Source organism: Pseudomonas sp. KH_027 (genome assembly GCF_057838565.1).
Genome location: NZ_JBYQOM010000002.1, coordinates 432,336 through 449,265 on the forward strand (window position 1 = coordinate 432,336; position 16,930 = coordinate 449,265).

Annotated in this window: 20 protein-coding genes; 4 read left to right on the forward strand and 16 right to left on the reverse strand. The window is 57.6% G+C overall.

What is annotated here, in order from left to right:
- Positions 1-38 precede the first annotated feature (38 nt).
- The 10 genes from AC3IYG_RS25000 to AC3IYG_RS25045 all read right to left on the reverse strand — a co-directional run bounded on the left by AC3IYG_RS25000 (position 39) and on the right by AC3IYG_RS25045 (position 4,918).
- Positions 39-737: an RES family NAD+ phosphorylase gene (locus tag AC3IYG_RS25000; protein ID WP_489314355.1), complete on the reverse strand. Its 699-nt coding sequence runs from the start codon at positions 735-737 to the stop codon at positions 39-41.
- Positions 731-1,126 (reverse strand): antitoxin Xre-like helix-turn-helix domain-containing protein, encoded by a 396-nt coding sequence (locus AC3IYG_RS25005; protein ID WP_369317326.1) that lies wholly within the window; start codon positions 1,124-1,126, stop codon positions 731-733. Before AC3IYG_RS25005 ends, AC3IYG_RS25000 begins: the two co-directional genes overlap by 7 nt.
- A 130-nt stretch (positions 1,127-1,256) precedes the next feature.
- Positions 1,257-1,655, reverse strand: coding sequence for a hypothetical protein (locus AC3IYG_RS25010; protein ID WP_489314143.1), 399 nt, complete (start codon positions 1,653-1,655; stop codon positions 1,257-1,259).
- A gap of 36 nt (positions 1,656-1,691) precedes the next feature.
- Positions 1,692-1,958, reverse strand: coding sequence for a hypothetical protein (locus AC3IYG_RS25015; protein WP_489314144.1), 267 nt, complete (start codon positions 1,956-1,958; stop codon positions 1,692-1,694).
- A 141-nt stretch (positions 1,959-2,099) separates the two neighbouring features.
- On the reverse strand, positions 2,100-2,540 hold the full coding sequence (locus AC3IYG_RS25020) for a hypothetical protein (protein WP_489314145.1): 441 nt from the start codon (positions 2,538-2,540) through the stop codon (positions 2,100-2,102).
- A gap of 33 nt (positions 2,541-2,573) precedes the next feature.
- Entirely contained in the window at positions 2,574-2,915 is a 342-nt protein-coding gene (locus tag AC3IYG_RS25025) for a hypothetical protein (RefSeq protein ID WP_489314146.1), read from the reverse strand.
- 293 nt (positions 2,916-3,208) lie between these two features.
- A complete protein-coding gene (locus tag AC3IYG_RS25030) occupies positions 3,209-3,769 on the reverse strand; it encodes a hypothetical protein (protein WP_489314147.1) in 561 nt (186 codons plus the stop codon).
- A complete protein-coding gene (locus AC3IYG_RS25035) occupies positions 3,738-4,190 on the reverse strand; it encodes a hypothetical protein (RefSeq protein ID WP_489314148.1) in 453 nt (150 codons plus the stop codon). Before AC3IYG_RS25035 ends, AC3IYG_RS25030 begins: the two co-directional genes overlap by 32 nt.
- A gap of 5 nt (positions 4,191-4,195) precedes the next feature.
- Positions 4,196-4,378 (reverse strand): hypothetical protein, encoded by a 183-nt coding sequence (locus AC3IYG_RS25040; protein WP_489314149.1) that lies wholly within the window; start codon positions 4,376-4,378, stop codon positions 4,196-4,198.
- 72 nt (positions 4,379-4,450) lie between these two features.
- On the reverse strand, positions 4,451-4,918 hold the full coding sequence (locus AC3IYG_RS25045; RefSeq protein ID WP_489314150.1) for a hypothetical protein: 468 nt from the start codon (positions 4,916-4,918) through the stop codon (positions 4,451-4,453).
- Positions 4,919-5,208: 290 nt separating this feature from the next.
- Here AC3IYG_RS25045 and AC3IYG_RS25050 point away from each other — a divergent pair, with 290 nt between their 5' ends.
- Positions 5,209-6,225, forward strand: a complete 1,017-nt coding sequence (locus AC3IYG_RS25050) for a hypothetical protein (RefSeq protein WP_489314151.1) — start codon at positions 5,209-5,211, stop codon at positions 6,223-6,225.
- Positions 6,226-6,285: 60 nt separating this feature from the next.
- Here the strand turns inward: AC3IYG_RS25050 and AC3IYG_RS25055 are convergent, their stop codons facing one another.
- Complete coding sequence (locus AC3IYG_RS25055) at positions 6,286-7,014, reverse strand: hypothetical protein (protein WP_489314152.1); 729 nt, start codon at positions 7,012-7,014, stop codon at positions 6,286-6,288.
- A gap of 573 nt (positions 7,015-7,587) precedes the next feature.
- Here AC3IYG_RS25055 and AC3IYG_RS25060 point away from each other — a divergent pair.
- Positions 7,588-8,856, forward strand: coding sequence for a GGDEF domain-containing protein (locus AC3IYG_RS25060; RefSeq protein WP_489314153.1), 1,269 nt, complete (start codon positions 7,588-7,590; stop codon positions 8,854-8,856).
- Positions 8,857-8,862: 6 nt separating this feature from the next.
- Here AC3IYG_RS25060 and AC3IYG_RS25065 read toward each other — a convergent pair whose 3' ends face one another.
- The 5 genes from AC3IYG_RS25065 to AC3IYG_RS25085 are packed head-to-tail and all read right to left on the reverse strand — an operon-like array spanning position 8,863 to position 13,286.
- On the reverse strand, positions 8,863-10,140 hold the full coding sequence (locus tag AC3IYG_RS25065) for a hypothetical protein (protein ID WP_489314154.1): 1,278 nt from the start codon (positions 10,138-10,140) through the stop codon (positions 8,863-8,865).
- Positions 10,141-10,154: 14 nt separating this feature from the next.
- The gene (locus AC3IYG_RS25070; RefSeq protein ID WP_489314155.1) at positions 10,155-10,814 is read right to left on the reverse strand and encodes a hypothetical protein; all 660 of its coding nucleotides are present in this window, start codon (positions 10,812-10,814) and stop codon (positions 10,155-10,157) included.
- Positions 10,815-10,833: 19 nt separating this feature from the next.
- Complete coding sequence (locus AC3IYG_RS25075; protein WP_489314156.1) at positions 10,834-11,139, reverse strand: hypothetical protein; 306 nt, start codon at positions 11,137-11,139, stop codon at positions 10,834-10,836.
- Complete coding sequence (locus tag AC3IYG_RS25080) at positions 11,132-12,499, reverse strand: toprim domain-containing protein (protein ID WP_489314157.1); 1,368 nt, start codon at positions 12,497-12,499, stop codon at positions 11,132-11,134. The genes AC3IYG_RS25075 and AC3IYG_RS25080 overlap by 8 nt, the downstream gene beginning before the upstream one ends.
- A 7-nt stretch (positions 12,500-12,506) precedes the next feature.
- On the reverse strand, positions 12,507-13,286 hold the full coding sequence (locus AC3IYG_RS25085; RefSeq protein WP_489314158.1) for a hypothetical protein: 780 nt from the start codon (positions 13,284-13,286) through the stop codon (positions 12,507-12,509).
- Between the two features lie 288 nt (positions 13,287-13,574).
- Here AC3IYG_RS25085 and AC3IYG_RS25090 point away from each other — a divergent pair, with 288 nt between their 5' ends.
- Positions 13,575-13,886 carry a hypothetical protein gene (locus tag AC3IYG_RS25090; RefSeq protein ID WP_489314159.1) on the forward strand — a complete coding sequence of 104 codons (312 nt, stop codon included), beginning with the start codon at positions 13,575-13,577 and terminating at the stop codon, positions 13,884-13,886.
- 472 nt (positions 13,887-14,358) lie between these two features.
- Complete coding sequence (gene ltrA / locus AC3IYG_RS25095; RefSeq protein ID WP_489314160.1) at positions 14,359-15,774, forward strand: group II intron reverse transcriptase/maturase; 1,416 nt, start codon at positions 14,359-14,361, stop codon at positions 15,772-15,774.
- Positions 15,775-16,930: the final 1,156 nt, after the last annotated feature.

Sequence of the window (16,930 nt, forward strand, 5' to 3'; positions counted from 1 at the left end):
CGCCACCCAGCATCAGATTCGAGGATAGGGGAGGCAGCCTAGCTACTGATCATCTGGAGCTTGTTGATGCTGGTGATCGCTCCGTTCCAGACCATTTCGAAGTGCGCCGTCTGGATGATCGAGGTTACGACCCGTGGCGTCAGCAGCGCCCAGCAGATGTGCCCTGGTGCGCGAACTGAGTTGTAACGCAGGCCAGTACACACCGCACGCTTGGCCTCAAACCCGAGACTCTGCGCTGACGAGTAGTCGTCCGGGCTGTAGATCGGGTCATTGATCGCCACGCCGCACGCATCACGCATGCCCTCGTCGGTGAACTTGCAGCTCAAGCCACGGAACACGAACCGCTCGAATCGCAGCTCTGGGACGTTCGACCAGTACCGGGTCTGGTGGTGGCTCACCTCGGCAACCGCCGTGTCCATGTCATCAGCCGCATAGAGAACCCCAAAGCGGCCATCGCTGAACCGCGAGCCATCTTGATTGACGTGCGTGAAGGGGGCAGTGGCATAGGAGCAGCCGGTAATGCCGAAAGGAATCTCGGATCGGGGGATCAGCTCCAGCCTCCCAACCTCGTTTAGGATTCGAGGATTGGTCAGCGCCTGGACTTGGTACAGCACTTCGAAGTCCTCCGCGTTCGCCACGTCCTCGAACAGGGAAATGGGCGGGAACTTCGAGTTGACCAGTCGGTAGGCTTGCACCGGGTCGCCGGCCAGCAGAGGGAGGCTAGACAGACTCACCAGCCACCTCCACGCAGGGCATCAATTCGCTTGTATGTCTCGAACAGGGACAGCAGGTCGCCTTGGGCCATGATTTCAAGGGGCGTGCGGCCATTGAAGAAGTCATTGTGATTCTCCATCCGAGGGAAGCCATAGACGTTCTCCGGGTTGTCGAAAACAAGGCGCAGGGCTGCGTGGCAGTTCAGAACGATGCTGGCGCGTTCCAGTTGATCGCCGTCCAGCTCCACGCCCTTGCCCTGGAGTGCGCGAGTGACCGTGCTGCGAGAAACGCGCAAGATGTTGCAGGACTGCTCTGTTGAAGCGTCCCATTTCATCAGGATGTTCAGCGCGGTGCTCAAGACCACGCGGGCCTGATCCTTGGTGAATGCTGGTGCTTTGACTGGAGTTCCCATGACGGCCTTTCCTGTGTGCGTCTGTAGAATCAATTCTAGTATTCCTGCGTCTACAGATACAAGGTGCGCCTGCGTGGGGCAGCGGTCAAGCCCGAAACCCCATCTTTGCGTCCGAGAACCACTCCGCCTGTCAGTCCATTGCCGCGTGCATGATGAGGGCGAGTTCATGCGCAATCTCGTTGGTCATGTTGAACTGGAAATCACGCATCCAGTCGCCATTACTCAGCGTCATTGCCACTCCCTCTCGGTATGGCTCCCCATCGGTTTTGCGCGTCACGAATAGCTGCGGGGCGGGTTGATCGATAGGGTTGTTTGCTGGCACTCCACGCAGCACGCGCAGGATTCGTTCGGCAATCTCTCTTGCCTCGCTAGGGGTCATCTGGAGCAGAGTCGATTCTGTCTCCGTGTGACGGTCGTCGATGTGCTGGAGCGAAACCCCATCTTCGGTAACGACAACGATCAGGGTGGTGCTGTCGCCTTGTTCCCAGCTGCGGTAAATGGCGCTCTTGAGTGGGGTGATAGCTTTCATCGGGTCAGTAGCCTCGGTGCTGGCGCTGTGGTCGGATCAGTTGTTGTACGGGGTAAGCAGGTGTTTAGTGATGGTGCGCAGCTTTGCTGGTGCCCGGTTCGAGCCCTTGCGGTAGTGCATGGTTGGCCGGTCGCACACGCCGCGTCCTACCATCCCTTCCGGGGATTCCTCCTGGAACACGCCCATGTAGCCGGACAGCCAAGCGCGGTGGATGGTCGTCCGGGCAAGTAGGCGGCGCATTGCCCGAGGCAGCAGAAGGCCGCTGTAGCCGGCAAGGTAGAAGCGCATATGAAGGCAGGTCATGACGGATACCCCGTGTTGATTGACGATGGGGTAACGATAAGGCCAGCACCGCTGTGTCACCGTGACCAAGGGTCTTGTTTAACACAATGCTCAGCACCCAATGCGGGAACCGAGGCATGCGGCTGGTGGTGCTGGCGCTGGTTACGACTTGCGGGGCATTGCGCGGGGTAGCTCGCCCCTCGCAGCCGCATCCTCCAGTAGCGCTCGAATCTCAGCCAGCCGCACACGCCGACCGGCAATCTTCCAGGCAAACGAACCGCTACGGCTTGCGTCAACGATGATTAGCGTGAGGCCTACGGTTTCCCCGTGCCGGCCCCACCGATCAGCTTTAGCCGCACGCTTCATGCGCTCGATCACCAGATCAACATCGGTCGAAGCGCCAGGGTCGTCGTTGTGTACCAGGATGACAGTGCCATCTTCCACGGCCAGAACCCCAACGCCGGGGTTGGCCTCCATGTACTGATTGGCCTCCCGAATCCCTTCTTCGGTTTCCGGGAACTCGGCCAGGACAAGAAACATGAGGCCGTGGTGCAGGTGATACTTCGCCTCGGTGCTGGTGCTGGTGCTGGTGCTGGTGCTCATGCTGGGCTCGCCTGTAGTGAGTGCCAATGCCGTTCAAACGGATGCAGTTGCGGTGATGAACGTGCGTAGTCGCTCGATCATGGTCAGGGAGGCCTCGCAGCTATCGTCGTCTGGTGTCCAGTCACCAGCTGCCAGCAGGGCAAAATCCTCGCCTAGGCACGCAACAGCTTTCTTGGCACCGTCCAGTTCCTCAGACTCTGGGAACTGCTGAGTGTTGATGAAGGTGGTCAGGCGCTCGACCATGCCGAGAGAGGCCTCGCAGCCTTCGTCGTCACCCTGCCAATCACCCGAGGCCAGCAAGGAAACGTCATCGGCGAGGCACTGCACGGCTTCCAGGGCGGATTCTTTGGTGACGGCGATGGTTGCAGTGTTCATGTTTGATCCTCTGGGCTTGGCCCGGTCGTTGATTCGATGGGCCTATGATGATCCCGGAAGGCTTGTGTCATCGGTGCTGCGTGCAGATCGTGGCAGCTGAATCTGGGGCGTGAGGATTCGCGGGGTGCCCTGGCTCGCATGCCGGGATGCACGGTTCTGATTCGCCATCCTCCGCCAAATGCTCAGTTGTGATCCGGGCTGGTCGCCCGCCACCCCACCACCCAGCTCTTGCCTGAATAACACTGTGACCGCCGTCAGGCGGGCATGAAAAAGGGGCCTGCTGGCCCCTGATTTCAGTAACTCACTATCGCGTCTCGGAACACGACAATCTGCTGGTGCCCCTGCCGATCCCACTCAACGCCACCTACCTCCGAGCCAAGCAGGCTACCAAGGCGGCAAGCTTCTGCGATGTTCTCAACAGCAACCCCCAGGCAGAACGTGCGACCGCACCAGTAGCCGGGGGCAGCCTGATAACCCAGCTCCGCGAGTCGTGGAACCAAGGCCTTGGCTACGTCACTGATGGCCTTGAGTCCGCCTACTTCTTTGGGCTGCGCTTCGAGCCAGCTCTTGAGCGAGGTGTTGACCGAGCCACGCCACACAGCACCGCTCTTGCTGCTCTCGCCGTGGTAGACGTTGAACTGCTCGCCAATGCGGATACCGCTCGGAACGGCAGCCCGGCGAAGCACCGGGTGGGCGATCACGTCATAGTCGAGGAATCCGTTTTCATCGGATACCAGTTCGGTCTTGATCGCGGGAAGGTTGGTCATGGCTTTGCCCTCGTAGTGGTTGGTATGGGCACAGAATGAGGCCAGGACGGCTGTGTCACCGCGCAGCCAAAGCGACAGGAGAAACATGCTCGGCGCCTAAGCTGGGGGCTGGGCTGGGGTATGGCCTATCACCCAGGATTGCGAGCAGAAGCTCGCACCTGACCATGGCTATGGCTGTGCGGTGCCATCCGTCCCAGATGGCCCGGCGACCGTTGCATGCCCCGATAATCACCGGGTCTTCAAAACCGTCCAGGATCATCGACTCGTACAACGCAGCCCTGCTATCCATGCCGTCCTTGCGTAGTGCGGCTATTTCCTCGCTGATCCAGGTCTTTGCAGCTTCGTCGCTCTCAAAGGCGTCAACGCTGGCCGGATCGATGACTTGAAGACTCCACTGCGCCTCAGAAGGGTCGAAGTAGCAATCTGACCCATCGTCGTTGTCATGCTGAAATCCTTCGGCCTCGGCAAGCAGCTCGGCGGGGGAGAGGGTTGACCAGTCGAGTCTCATGCCCGTCACTTCCCAAACCGGCGATTGAAGCGCGTTATCACCCGCTCTGCCTTTTTGCGGCTGGCATAGAAACGCACCGGCATTTCTGGCTCGGTCGGAGCCGGAAGGTGCCGGATTTCATCGTCGCTGTACTCAACGCCAACGGCGTATCCACGCCGCACGTTGTGTCCTTCCAAGAACAGTTTCATGGATTGGCATTTCCTTGTGAGGGGATCAGGCCCAGCACGCTGCATTCGCTGGGTCTGATTCAGAGTGCAGAGTTAGGCCTGAGCCTGTAGGTCGATTGCGCTCAGGGGGCGATCCACTGTCAGGAGCAGCCGATAGGTCGTTGCTTCATCCTCGGGATCGGTAGGGCACTCGATAGCCATCACCTCACCAGTGGGCATCAGCACCACCTGCTGGTCTTCGAAGTGATAGTCGCAGTCGTCAGAACAGCTGAGGCGGAGCTGGTCTTTGCTGGTGGCGGTATCAACGAAGTGACCGAAACCTACCTCGGCTGCCTCCATCGCTTCGACGTAGACCGTATCCGCAGCAGTGACCAGGGCGAACAGGGAGTAGGTGGCTCCACTCGCAGTACCAAGCGCTTCCAGGTCGGCCTCCGCATCTGCATGCCCGCAGGTGCATTCAGCGGCGCCTGTGAATCGCTTAGCGCAGTCGCCTTCGTGTCCCTGCTCTACGCGTGCAGCCAGTGCTGATTGCTGTGCTTGGGCTTGAGTGGTGGTGGTCATGACGCATGTCCTCTGTCTGATTGGGATGTGCTCATCCTCATGCGTCGTGGTCTGTGTCATCGCCGGGTAAGCCGAGACAGCTACAAATCCTCGCCGCTCGGACTGGGAATCGGGATACCTGGCTTCATGCCACTCTCAGACCCGAACCTGAGTATTGAGCCAGTTTTGATACATGGCACCTCTCAGAAAGGGGGTTTCGACTCCCCATTATCTTGTATGGGGGTTCCGACCTTTGCCTGCGTGGCGGGTGCCTTGAGCCCAAACCTTTGAATCGAGGAATGTGAGGGTGTATGAACGAATCGGCCTGCGTCTCCGATCTGTGCCTATACGAACTGGATCGCCATCATTGGCTTATGGAGCACAAAGGCTCCCTCCACGGCTTCACCTCAGACCGAGGCAAGCTTCTGCTCGAACAGGTTGCCGACCGTGAGGACTTCAAAGCCCATCAACGGATTCCGGGACACATCGATGCGCTCGCTATCACCAACGACAACCGGCTTTCCCTTGGCCAGTGCATCAACACCTACAAGCCGGAGCCCGAGACAGTCACCGATTTCGCCGTGGATTACGCTCGCGCATTCGTGGAGCGGCTATTCGCTATGAATCTGCGTGAGGTGGATGTGGTGCGAGCCTCGCCGCAGGTCATGCCTCAGTCCGCGCTCGGCACCGTCTATAGCTGCGGCCAGAAGAAGCACGTTGTAGTGGTGCCGGATCAGTCATTCGACCCGTTCGGGGTGCTGGTGCGGCAGTTCGCCATTGCTGCCCATTACACGCTTATGCGCAGCAAGCAGGGCATCGCCGCCATGATGAGTGATGACCTCACGCAGGCCATGGTAGGCCAGTACGCGGTGCTCAGTTTTGCAGCAGAAAACCCCGGCAAATGCCAAGTTATGCGTCATCTGCAATTTCTGGTCAGCTGGGAGTTCGCAAAGGGCCTGTCCAAAACCCCAGAAATGCCAATGGGGTTCATCGCTTCTGACCTCGGCGAGGCACTGATGAAGGCCTATGGCACGGGGATGTTCCGGGCCATCCTGCAAGACCTCTATGAGAGTGCTAGCCACGGACAGGCAATTTGGTTCGGGAGCAACAACTTCACTGGAACCGCGCTTGCCCTCGCATTCCTAGGAGACGACTACGGAATGCGCCGGTTCATGGAAGTCGATTCGGGAGACAGGACTCTATCTGAAAAGCTACTCGAAGCTTTCCCAGGTTGCGTGAGCGACAGCTTTCAATGGGTGCAGGGTCGATTCAACGAGGTGCTGTCCAGCATCATCAAGTCGGCAGGTGATGGTGCTGACGCCGCGTGATGGGAATTGAGGGGGGAGGGGAGGTCTGGGCTGCCCATGCAGCAGCCCAGTGTTGCCGTTCTACGCGAGTACGTTAGCCATGGCCTCGGCTGCCGTCTGGCCACGCGACAGATGCTCAAGCAGTCTGCTATGGATTGAGTAAACCCCTTCATCCTCCAGCACGGTGTAAGGCGGCTTTTGTGCCGCAAACGACAAAAGTTGAATCTCCCATTCCGCGCCTGCGCTTTCACGAACCATCGACAGCTGCCCGCTAGCTGAAAGCGTACAGAACTCAACAACACGGTCGCTCTCCATCAGGTCTAGGCCAACCCATGATGTGATGAGCACGCGCCCATTGGCCTTAGACAAGGCCGCAACAGCTTCATGCAGTAGACCGTTATCGGGTTCCCGATCTTCCCCAGGATAAGACCCAAGGGCCTTTCCAACCTTCTTGATGGCTGCCCACTCAATAGGGTTATGGGCTTGAAGGAACACGCGGGCGGCAGCGTGATGAGGCCCTACGCCGTGGAATACCAATCGCCAAGCATGGTCGTCACCTCCTAGTTTAGGAACGCAGACGCCATACCGATTGGTGGCAGTCGCCACGTCATCGAAAGCCTGTGCCTGCCAGGGGCCGTTATCGCTGCCATCTGCCTCGAAAATGCCCCAGCCTTCCTCGGCAGCTGCAAGCGCGTGTTCGGGAACCCATTGGGCCGATTCATGGCCTGACAATGCGGCTGGGTCAATGGGCTCCTGGCGGCGAATGGCGCGAGGCTTGGCCGGCATATCTAGTTTGAACGTTGCTGTCATAGACCTGCTCCTGTTTCGAGTGATTAGAGCCATCCTGAGAGCTAATCGGGCGTGTCATCGCCAGTCAGCCGAAATGCTCAAAGCACAATCTGGGATTTGGGTTTCGGCGGCAGGAGTGGCGGGCATTCGGGCAGCTAGATTGGGACCCGAGGCTTGGCCCCCAAAGGCTGGAATCAAGGGCTCGATACGCAAGGTGGGTCGCGGCACGCCTATTCCCACGCCACGGGTTAGGAAATGAGGCCAACACCCCTCGAAAACCGGATTGGGAGCCGAGCCCTCAGCCCCGGCACGAAGAAGTCAGCCCTCGCAGCCTGGGCCGGGGGCCGGCAAGCCTGCTCAGGGGCGAGAACTGGAGCCGAGCCCCGGCTTCCGCAGCCTGTGTCTGAGGGGCAAAAATCTGGAATCCGAATGTGCTGTCTGGGAAATAAGTTGAGCCCGAGCCCCCACCCGCTGAAAACCACTAGCGAACTCCCAAGCAACACGGTACAGGCCAGCAGAAAGGAGACGTGGAAAGCGACACGGATAGCCCGGAAGCCGAGAATAAATGCCTGAGTCTCTATGGACCTTTTTCACATGAGCCAAACGCATTCACGCATCACAGACACGACCCCAGTCGTTATGTATTTGCACGCTGACAGGTGTGCCGCAGCTGACACAGCAACTTACCTCGCACGACTTGGCATCCAGATGGTTGAGGCAGACCTGTCTGGGTCGAGTTACAACACCGAGGTCTGTGTCGCCGATGTTCCGGTGCTACTCATGGGCAATCAGGTTCTAGACTGGCCTGACTCATTCAATACGCTTTGCGGGCAGCTTGACCATGGCGGTGATGATCGGTTGATCATTGTAATGACAGACAGGATCGTAACCTTCGATGAGCGCAGCCGCCTTTCCCTTCTCGGTAACGTGCGGCTGACGAGCGTCCAGGACGATCAGAAGCGGGTTCGTGACCTTATCCGAGACTGGATGCGTGATCGGACTATGCGGGGCTACCGTGTCTTGTTGGTTGAGGACAGCAAGACCGATGCCTATCTCGCCTCAAAATATATGCGGGAAGTCGGGGTTGAGGTGTGCCACATCACCAGCGCAATCGAGGTGCTTGAGGCTATTGAATCCTTCCAGCCGGATTTGATCATCAGTGATCTTCATCTACCCCAGTGCGAGGGGGACCAGATGGCCAGGATCATTCGACAGGATAGGGAGGCAACGATGCCAATCATCTTCCTGTCAGCTGAGGGTAATAGCGAAAAGCAGCTGATCGCGGTTGCTGCGGGAGCGAACGGGTTCATTCGCAAGCCGCTGCACAAGGACGCATTCATCAAAGTTCTCAAGTCCACGATAAGGCGTTCTGTCGCCTTGGAGAGCCGTATGCGGCGCGACCCTCTCACCAATCTGCTGAATCGAGCGCAGTTCGACACAACCATGAGGCGGCTTTCTGAGCGGGCGGAGCAGTGTGCGCTGGCAATCATCGACATTGACCACTTCAAGAACGTCAATGACACCTATGGGCATCCAGTAGGGGATCAGGTCATTTGCCAACTGGCAAAGGTCCTAGAGGATGGTGTTCGGAGCACGGATTTTGTAGGCCGCATGGGTGGCGAGGAATTCGCACTGCTGATGCCTGCATGCACCACTGAAAGTGCTCTCGCGGTGATTAACCGGCTGCGTGAAAGGTTCGCCGAACTCGTTATGTTATCCGGTGATGGGTTCGAGTTCAGTTGCACTTTTAGCGGGGGTATGGCGGAGCTGGGGCTGGACGCTGCCGGCGCTTACAAAGAGGCTGACACCGCACTATACGAGTCAAAGAAAAACGGGCGAAACCGCGTGACGGTTCGCCCGTAGCCTTTGTTACGCCGTGAAACTGGAAACAAGCTGTTCCTCGTTTGCCGCTTCTGGAACCTGGGCTGTCGAGAATGCCTTTTGAGGCGTTGACTGGTTAGGTTCTACACCAGCTGATGCGGCTTTTTCTGTGCTTGCCTCGGCCTCATAGGAAGCCACCACTGACGCACCTTCAAGCGTTACCTCTGGGTGGTCATCGTGAGTAAGAAGGGCTTTCAGCAAAATCTCGTCGTCTTCGAACCGAGCAACTGGAAAGCCGTCAGGCATAGTGACCCGCTCTAGATACGGACGAATGTCCCCGTAGGTGAGGACGCTGCGAGTGCGCATCATCTTTACCAAGTCGGCCAGAACCTTTTTATTTTCAACACATGCTGCTAAGCAGCGGTCGAAGACATTCTTGCGAAGCATTGCGATACGCGATGCTTTAATTTGCGCCTCATGAACGTTTACTGGCGCCGAGTTGAATGTGCGATCTGGTCTGAGGGTCAGGTAGTTGCTCGCCAACTGATCGAATGATGTGAGGTCATCCAATGCGGCCTGACTCGACCGGCCTGTCAGTACCTTCTCCGCTGCCGAGCCCATCATGAGCATGTGGAGCCTCCAGTACAGGAAGTCCTCTGTGTGAACGAGGTTGGTGTTGCTGTATACCCGCGCAACACGCTCGTTAGCATCCAGCTCAAGACTGAAAGCATCATCGAATAGAACGTTTGATCCGGCGTAACCGATAGCTCGACCGGCCTGATGGGTGAGAAGCCGGGTAAGGTCCGCAATGGTGACTTGGAAAGCCGGCTGCTGGGGCAGGGTGGCTTTAAGACCAGGAACAGATACCAAGGCTCGGTTTGCCTCCGAATCCGACGATTCGGGCTTGGTGGTGGGTGAAGCGAAAAAGTAGCCAGCAGCAACAAGGCCAAAAGCCACGACGCCGCTGGCTACGATGGATAGGTTTTGATCAACGTATAGGCTGACAGGAGTCCATGCGATGTAGCAGATGAAGGAAAGGCAGCTGATGGCCCAGCTCAAATTGAGCCCAGCCATCATGCCCTTGCTCACGGCGCTAGCTACCTCGCCAGACCGTGCCAGAACAATCTCACGAACCAGCAGTGCAATGCCCAAGACCAGAGACAGCAGAATCGCCATGGTGCAGGCGCTTGCTACGAAGGCAGTTGGCTTTGCGTCATACCTATATAGGGCAGCGACGTAGAGCGCCAAAAATGCCGCGTTAAGCAAGCAGGCCGATGCCCAGGATGGGATAAGGCCCCCAGCATCTTTCAGATTATGCAGTCTCATAGTCTCTCCTTTCGTTAAAGGGCTTCGAGGCTGGCAGGGGCTGCCGCAACAGCCACAGGCGCTGCGTCATCTGCCGGCGCTACTTCGTTGGTTGTAGTCGTTTGAGCCTTCGGGGCTGGTTCGCTGCCTGCCGCAGGGGCTTTGGCTGGCTGCTTAGCAGGCTCCGCAGTTTTGGTTTCCTGCTTGCCCTGCGATTGCGCTTGGGATGCACCTTCCGATGCCTTGCCCTGGTCACGGGCGCGAGCTGGCTTTGCAGGCTCAGCCTTAGCGGAGGTGCCACCTTGGCTGGTAGCTACGGGCTTCGGCTGGGTTTGCTTTTGGGCTTGGCTGTTGTTGGCTGCGCTGTTGTTGCGAGTCAGCGGCTGGCGTTGATCATCACGGCGCTCTTGGCCGTTGGTGCGGCGGCGATTGCTGTTGCGGCCAGATGCTTCCAGTTCCTTCTCGATCTGAGCAAGCTCGGATTCAAACTGCGAAGTCGCTTGCGCAAAACGATCCATTGCACGGCGACCGGCATCGCGAATGGCTGGCGGTGCCATAGCGATCTGGATTGCACGCTGTTCGATGCGAGAAACGCGAACAGTGTTCTGGACCATCCGAGCGCTGTATTCGCCCGTGATGGTGATGGTGCGCTGCGGCAGGGTGATGTTTGGTTGGTTGCTCGACTTTTCAGCCATGAGTGACTTCCTTTGCTGGTTATTGATTGGTTCCGTGGCTCCGCAGCAACGTCCAGGTACTCACTTCCTCGGTGCAAACCTTGAAGAAGCGGGTCAAGTCGCGGCTGTGTTTCAGCAGGGATGCCGTGTCATCAGTGACGAGGGCGCCCCATACGTCTACCCACGCAAGGTGGGCAACTTTGTATGGCATGTAGCAAACCTCTACATGCCTGTAATTCGGGTCGCGAAGGTAGACCTTCGCTGCGTAGAGGATCAGAAGGACCACCAGAATGAGGTGGACGATTTGGCGGAATGGTCCTTTCTGCGCAGGGGCGTGATCAGGCATTCAGTTCTTCCTTATCGATAGATATGACGTGACCTGTACGGCGGCGAACGTTTGAGATTGCCTCGTCCAGGGAAAGGCCGGCACGCAGCAGCTCCCCGAAAATCCGGCCTGCTTCCAGGCGTAGATCAATACGGGCACCAAGAAGGGATGCGTACTTATCGAAAACAATGCGGGAGGTCGGTGTCAGGCAGTCGGCGGTTGAGTGAATGCGATTGACTGCCTGGAGGTCGGGAGACGAAACGTTGTAGAGCGAGCGGAGCATCAGGGCTAAATACTGCCCAGCGTTCATCCGCTTCGATACCAGGGTATGGAGCAGTTCCGCTTGACCGGAGCGGAGTAGGGCGTCCGCGTCATCCATTCCAGCTCCTAGCGGGATGATGCTGACGACGATCCCAAGTGACTCGCAGTTCCGAATGGATGTGATGGCACCATTCCAGCCGGCCTGATCACCGTCAACCATGTGGGCAAGTTCTGGTATGCCACGATTTTGCAGGTACAGGGCCTGAGCGCTGTTAATGGAGGCACCGCCAACCGCACAGCCCCAAATCTCAGTCAATTGCAGCGCCCACGCATCCATTGTTCCTTCGACGCAGACGAGCACGCCCGGTTTGCGCTGGTTGAAAAGGTATGGAATGTCCTTTTTGAGCTTGGCGGCAAACTTGTATTTCTTTACCTGCTTATCACCTCCGCCAACGGGGATGCGGCCCCAAAGCCGTTCGTCACCATCGGGGTGGGGCCAGTACCCTATGATCCTGTTTGACAGTCCGGTCAGCAGGGTGCCGGCTTCGTCCACTTCGACATAGCCGCATGCTTCCGCATCTTCCAGGGTGAAGCCCAAGGTTTTGAGTCGAGAAAGCACTTCGTTTGGTGTTGTGTAGTAACCGAGGCGCATCGACGCCATCTGCTCAGCTGTATACCCTCGGTCATCCTGAAACTGCTTAAAGGGCTGCGGATTGTCACTGGCCATCTTCTGTGTGATTTGCCAGATCGCTTTACCAATTCGCATGTCGCTAGAGCCTTCTCGCTTTGCAGGAGAATTGGTCTGGTCGCGTTTTGGCGGTTCGACCCGCGCCGCCTCGCACAGGGTTGAAAAAATCTCGCCGTGCTCATAGCCGCCACGGAGCATGGCATCCCAAATGCTCGTAGCCTTACCGCATTCTTTTTTCCTGGGGCAGTTGATGAAGCCGCTGAACGGGAAGTAGAACGCCTCTTTTGCTTTGCACGCAGGGCAGGTCAGCGGGTAGGAGCCGCTGGCCGTCTTCTGCTTAGGGTCGTATCCATCAAGCAGGTTTGCTTGGACAGCATCCAGTCGCGGGAAGACCTCGCGGCGTAGGAACTCAGCAGGGGAAAAGTCGTTCATTTGAGCCTCAAGCTGCTGATTCTTCGCTGGGGCATGCTTTGCCCAGCAGTGCCTGCAATTCAGCAGAAGACCAGCCGAGGTCTTCGAGGACAGCCTTCATCTTTTTCTGAATGCTTTGCCTGTAGCGCGAAACCATCTTCGGAGTCGTGCCGACCTCAAGGGCTACCATCGAGCGGTCTTGATAGTTCAGTAGAAGGTTGCGCAGCACATCTACCTCTCTGTTGGTGAGGTAGTGGCGGAAGCGCTCGATGAGCAGGTGGACGACTTGGACCTGTTCTTCTGGTACGAACTGAGACTCGGAGAGGAACTGAGGCTGGTAGTTCGCCTGCGATTCCAGGTAGCTGTTCACATCTGCGATGTACGGGAGCATCAGGGAGTGGGCTGCCGGAAACGATGAGTCGTCTGCATCGTCGGGAGTGCGGGTTACTTCCTCTATATAGATGAGGTCGTTTGGGCTAACTGGGCCAAAAACCTGCTCTGCCAGTCGGCAGCGAATCAGGCGTCGGAGGCTGCCGTAGATGAACCTGTCACGGTTCTCAGGTTCAACAGAAGACGCGCAGTTGGCGAGGATTCCAGGAATCGCATCGTGCAGCATTGGGTAGATTTCATGCAGCAGCTCATCATTGCTCATTTGGGCCAGCCCGAATTTCCGGTATCTGCCCAAAGCGTCGCGGGCAGACATGATCAGGAAGCCACGCGCCTTTTCAGAGGTCAGGATCAGCCACGGGTCGAGTTCCCGTAGGCTCTGTTCACTCAGCTCTGCCAGCCATGTTGTACGGTATTCCACGGCGTGCCTCCTACCAGCATCCGTCGATTGGAACGGCGTTGGCCGCTCCCCCCTTCTGTTCTTCGTGTGCGGGGTCTAATGCCCCAGTGACGCCAGAGGCGTTCAGTCGGGTCGATTTTTGGGATATGAGGATTTGCGTGCAACTCAACCCAGTGCAGTTACATGCGCTGCAAGGTCCTTCAGTGGACAAGGAGGTTCTGATCTGTGTGAAAAGGGTCGATGTGTGTAGCGGGCGGGTCGAGCCGTTATAACTGTGGGTATCGAAATCAATGCCTAGAGGTACGAGCAGTGAACAGTCCAAGCGAAACCAACGAACTCAAGACCAGCCTGGAGGGATTCCTAGCTAAGGTCGAAGGCCGTCTACACGCCCTGATCAAAGAGACGCACCAGGGGCGACCTGCGGTGAGCTGTCTCTGGAACGAAACGCCCAAGCAGACCTTGAAGGAGGTGGTCTTTGTTGGTGAGGAAGGGTTCGATGCGCTAGCCGTTGTCCGGGCCACGAACAAAAGCATGAAGGCGAGCGATCACGTTGTTGGGATGCTGTGCGAAATGTACGAAAGTCAGCACAAGAAAGCCGTAGGCGAGAACGTCGAGTTCTAACCTGGGCGTGAGGAAAAGCCGGCCATAGAGCCGGCTTTTTTATTGCGTGCGCCAGGCATGGCGCGTTGCGCGTAAGCGCAACCAGCTTGGCTGTGGTGGCCACGCTGGTGACTTGGAGGTGAAAGTCCTCTACACACCCGGCAAGGGGAAGTGTTAGCCGGAGGCAAGGGTGTCGCGGGTGACTGCGAATCTGAAGGAAGCCCGAGGCAAAATGCTGGCCTGACGAACAGGAAGCGGATTAGGCGGCGTAGCGGGGTAAGACGGCGCAAATCGTCAAAGCCCGATACTTGCACGGAACGCTACGACGTAGATCCGACAGGCATAAGCAGGAAGGTCGCGCGAATTACCCTGGGAGATCTGCACGTTTGCCACTGTGCTACCGAGCGCCGCGAGGCGCCGGGATGAGCGTGTAGAAGTCAGCCGAAGCCGTAGTAAGTGGCGAGTGACCACGCCACCAAGGGCCGAACAGGTTATGCCGCCAGTAGGCGTCAGAGTCTCGTCGAATGTCGAAAAGCAGAAATTTCTCCGAGGGAGAACTGTGACCCCTAGTTCCGGACAGAATCCGCGGGCGACGGCTGGCAGTGCGCAGACATCGACGGCGTCTGTGGCGTGGACGAACGCGGAGTCGGACACGCTGATGGAGCGGGTGCTGGCACCCGCCAACCTTAAGCGTGCGTATCACCGCGTGGTCAGCAACAAGGGCGCGCCGGGTGCCGATGGCATGACGGTCGCCGACTTGGCGGGCTACGTGAAACAGTATTGGCCGACGCTAAAGGCAAGGCTGCTGGCCGGTGAGTATCACCCGCAAGGTGTACGCGCCGTCGACATCCCCAAGCCCAAAGGCGGGACAAGACAACTGGGTATTCCCTGCGTCGTGGATCGCCTGATCCAACAAGCGTTGCTGCAACAGCTCACGCCGATCTTCGACCCGCGGTTCTCGGACTACAGCTATGGTTTTCGTCCGGGCCGAAGCGCTCACCAAGCCATCGAAACAGCCCGTGCCCATGTGGCGGCGGGTCACCGCTGGTGCGGGGAACTTGATCTTGAGAAATTCTTTGATCGAGTTAACCACGACGTGCTGATGGTCCATATAGAGCGCCATGTTGAAGATAAGCGAGCACTCAGGCTGATCCGCCGTTACCTCGAAGCGGGGGCGATGTCGGGCGGGCTTGTCGGCCGACGGCAGGAAGGGACGCCGCAAGGCGGCCCGCTCTCGCCGTTGCTGTCGAACATCCTGCTCAACGAACTCGACCGTGAGTTGGAACGGCGGGGCCATCTCTTCGTGCGCTATGCCGATGACGCGAACATCTATGTGCGTAGTCGGCGAGCTGGCGAACGCGTGATGGCCAGTGTCGAGCGCTTTCTGAACCGGCGTCTGAAACTGACGCTGAATCGGGAAAAGAGCCGGGTGGCAAGGTCGTGGGTCTGTGACTATCTGGGCTATGGAATGAGCTGGCATCAACGGCCGAGGCTGAGAGTGGCGACGATGAGTTTGGGTCGCTTGCGCGACCGGCTCAGAGAGCTGCTGCGTGGAGCGCGGGGCTGCAAGATGGCGAACGTCATTGAGCGAATAAATCCCGTGCTGCGTGGTTGGGCAGGCTATTTCAAGCTAAGTCAGAGCAAGCGGCCACTTGAGGAGCTGGACGGCTGGGTGCGTCACAAACTTCGTTGTGTTATTTGGCGCCAATGGAAGCTGCCCTCTACGAGGGCGCGCAACCTGATGCGCCTGGGACTCAACGAAGCACGGGCCTGTAAGTCAGCATTCAATGGTCGCGGCCCATGGTGGAACTCGGGGGCGCCTCATGTGAATCAGGTGCTGCCGAAGAGGCTGTGGGATCGACTTGGGTTGGTCTCGATACTGGATACGATAAACGGCTTAGCCGCATAGTCTGAACCGCCGTATACGGAACCGTACGTACGGTGGTGTGAGAGGACGGCGGATGTAAATCCGCCTCCTACTCGATCTGGGGTGAGTAGGGCAGCCATATGGCAGTGCGAGAGAGTCAGGATCAATAATTATATTAGATGGTGTTTTAACCAATTTAACTGGTCTGGCGTTGCATAGCGGTAGATCGTGGCGGCTTGGAGATTTATGGCTGAACATCATTTCGTTAGCGGGATGATTTAAGGCAATTTACTGGTCACTAAATGGCGGTGACGACTGCAAAGGCATGCGGCTTAAAGCTAGCACAACTTCCAACTATTATGGTGGTGTGTTTTAGCTCTTTTCCTTGGTCAATTATTGCCGGTGATGAAAAAAGAAGGCTGTTTTCGATCCATAGCCGTGTTCAGGCCCACAAGAGCTGCCCCTCCGCAGACCTCCCTTTCTCCAGGCCTTTGTCGTTGTAGGGGTGTTTAAAGGCCTTTGTGCGAGTCGCATATCTAGTGATCTCGGGGTAATCAGGCGCCTCCAGCATCTTGATCACATCGAAATCTCAGCCAGAGTTCATTTCCGGGGCGGGGTTCAGTATTTCGAGGCCTTCCACTGATTTACGAATCCTTTCGGGGAACCTAAGTGATTCCAGCTGATTCTACGGGTGCGTCAGATGGTTGCGGCGGAGCTTCTGGTTATCGGCTGTTGTGCGGCGGTGTCTCGGCACGGCTTCCGTGATGAATTCAGGGGTAAACCATGGTGGTTTTTGGTGATCCCTGGTGGATTGCCGGTGCAGTACGGAATTCCCTTGGTGTGTGCGTGTGAATCCTCTGGGGAATTCCGGTGATTCCGTGTGGGTGTAGCGGGGATTGCTGGTGTTTGCGCGATGATAATTCAAGGAACTTAGTGGAGCTTCCGGGGATTACTGGTGTAGCGATGGTGCGCCGCCGAGTGTTCGGAGAGGTTGCCGCATGGTTATTTGGGCAAGGGGCATGCCTTTTCTGAGTGCTGGTGAAGGTATTTGCTGTCTCCGCAGTGGAAATTGCCATTTAGCGGAAAATCACTATCTGACGCTGATACCGGGTTCGTTGTAGTAAGAGCAGCTGGTTCGGATGCAACGCAATGGCGTTCTCTGGAAAATCGCCTGAACTCAATCAGGTCATCAGTCGCC

What these genes read in the sequence shown, in the direction of transcription:
- AC3IYG_RS25005 (WP_369317326.1), bottom strand. Translation starts at nt 1,126, where the DNA reads ATGGGAACTCCAGTCAAAGCACCAGCATTCACCAAGGATCAGGCCCGC.
- AC3IYG_RS25010 (WP_489314143.1), bottom strand. Translation starts at nt 1,655, where the DNA reads ATGAAAGCTATCACCCCACTCAAGAGCGCCATTTACCGCAGCTGGGAA.
- AC3IYG_RS25015 (WP_489314144.1), bottom strand. Translation starts at nt 1,958, where the DNA reads ATGACCTGCCTTCATATGCGCTTCTACCTTGCCGGCTACAGCGGCCTT.
- AC3IYG_RS25020 (WP_489314145.1), bottom strand. Translation starts at nt 2,540, where the DNA reads ATGAGCACCAGCACCAGCACCAGCACCAGCACCGAGGCGAAGTATCAC.
- AC3IYG_RS25025 (WP_489314146.1), bottom strand. Translation starts at nt 2,915, where the DNA reads ATGAACACTGCAACCATCGCCGTCACCAAAGAATCCGCCCTGGAAGCC.
- AC3IYG_RS25030 (WP_489314147.1), bottom strand. Translation starts at nt 3,769, where the DNA reads ATGTTTCTCCTGTCGCTTTGGCTGCGCGGTGACACAGCCGTCCTGGCC.
- AC3IYG_RS25035 (WP_489314148.1), bottom strand. Translation starts at nt 4,190, where the DNA reads ATGAGACTCGACTGGTCAACCCTCTCCCCCGCCGAGCTGCTTGCCGAG.
- AC3IYG_RS25040 (WP_489314149.1), bottom strand. Translation starts at nt 4,378, where the DNA reads ATGAAACTGTTCTTGGAAGGACACAACGTGCGGCGTGGATACGCCGTT.
- AC3IYG_RS25045 (WP_489314150.1), bottom strand. Translation starts at nt 4,918, where the DNA reads ATGACCACCACCACTCAAGCCCAAGCACAGCAATCAGCACTGGCTGCA.
- AC3IYG_RS25050 (WP_489314151.1), top strand. Translation starts at nt 5,209, where the DNA reads ATGAACGAATCGGCCTGCGTCTCCGATCTGTGCCTATACGAACTGGAT.
- AC3IYG_RS25055 (WP_489314152.1), bottom strand. Translation starts at nt 7,014, where the DNA reads ATGACAGCAACGTTCAAACTAGATATGCCGGCCAAGCCTCGCGCCATT.
- AC3IYG_RS25060 (WP_489314153.1), top strand. Translation starts at nt 7,588, where the DNA reads ATGAGCCAAACGCATTCACGCATCACAGACACGACCCCAGTCGTTATG.
- AC3IYG_RS25065 (WP_489314154.1), bottom strand. Translation starts at nt 10,140, where the DNA reads ATGAGACTGCATAATCTGAAAGATGCTGGGGGCCTTATCCCATCCTGG.
- AC3IYG_RS25070 (WP_489314155.1), bottom strand. Translation starts at nt 10,814, where the DNA reads ATGGCTGAAAAGTCGAGCAACCAACCAAACATCACCCTGCCGCAGCGC.
- AC3IYG_RS25075 (WP_489314156.1), bottom strand. Translation starts at nt 11,139, where the DNA reads ATGCCTGATCACGCCCCTGCGCAGAAAGGACCATTCCGCCAAATCGTC.
- AC3IYG_RS25080 (WP_489314157.1), bottom strand. Translation starts at nt 12,499, where the DNA reads ATGAACGACTTTTCCCCTGCTGAGTTCCTACGCCGCGAGGTCTTCCCG.
- ltrA (WP_489314160.1), top strand. Translation starts at nt 14,359, where the DNA reads ATGCCGCCAGTAGGCGTCAGAGTCTCGTCGAATGTCGAAAAGCAGAAA.